Origin of the sequence: Moorena sp. SIO3H5 (assembly GCF_010692395.1) — a bacterium.
Lineage (GTDB): Bacteria > Cyanobacteriota > Cyanobacteriia > Cyanobacteriales > Coleofasciculaceae > Moorena.
In genome coordinates, this window is the sequence record NZ_JAAHHS010000833.1 from 1 (window position 1) to 1,010 (window position 1,010).

Genomic DNA, 1,010 nt, shown 5'->3' on the forward strand with positions numbered 1-1,010 from the left:
GTTATTGGCTTCTATGTCCCAAGCATATGAAAAGCTTGAAAAACCAGATAAAGCCAAAGAAAAGATTCGTGAAAGTCTTAATTATTTCAAGAATAAGGGAAATAAAAGTAGCTCTGATGAAGGATTACAAATTAAAGTATTATCCAAAAGGAATGAAGGTAATTTACTCGCTGAAAAATATCCAAAACAAGCGATAAAAGCTTATCAGCAAGCATATAATATCCTCAAAAAATATCCTAAAGAGACTAATCCTTTTGTCAAAAATAAAATTCTGATAGCTGAAGATATTGAATTAGTTCATAGAAGAATACTGGAATTACAGTCAAACCGTAATCAAGAGGTTTGGAATTCTCTCAAAGAACACTTTTATGCTGAACTAGAAAACTTTTTGAACAGGGAAAAGCCAAATTGGGAAGCAGCAGACATAAGAACTTGGCGACTTATACTGTTTATTGCTAATAGGGAAAAAGAAGGTTGGCTTGATATTCCACAACTTGATAAATTTTCCTGTCCTGACTTGAAAAGAATGGATAAGCTATGGGTAAAAAACTCAAAAGGACATTTTGGTTTCAGTGTGCAAAAGGAAATTTGGGTTAAGACAGGAAATAGGCTGGGGGTCAAAGTAGGAGACTGGAATTATTCAGATGTGGCAAATTATTATCGTTTCGCTAGTGCAATAGGGTGGTATAATGGCGAGAAGAAGAATGCAGTAAGAGGCTCTGTTGTGAGTTCCTCAGATTATCTACGGGGCATAAAGACCATAAAGACCAACCCTTATGATAGTCGCTGGAAGGGAGGCTTACCTTTTGGGGATTATATCCGATCACATTGTTGCGCTGGACTATTCTTTTCTCGTGTTGCTACTTGCAAAGTGTAACATTAATGCGTCTCAGTTTTTTATAAAGATTTATTTCTGACTTAATTTCTACGATTTCATAGTCTTTTGAAGAATTAGATACTTGGCACCATATCAATTTAAAAGCTAAAAATTTACCAAAATTTAGGTTATC

The 1,010-nt window shown here is 34.7% G+C and carries 1 protein-coding gene; it reads left to right on the plus strand.

Annotated features, from left to right (window positions below; translation table 11 throughout):
* On the plus strand, positions 1–877 hold an 877-nt coding region (locus F6K52_RS36865; protein ID WP_293090263.1), incomplete at its 5' end, for a GUN4 domain-containing protein.
* Positions 878–1,010: the final 133 nt, after the last annotated feature.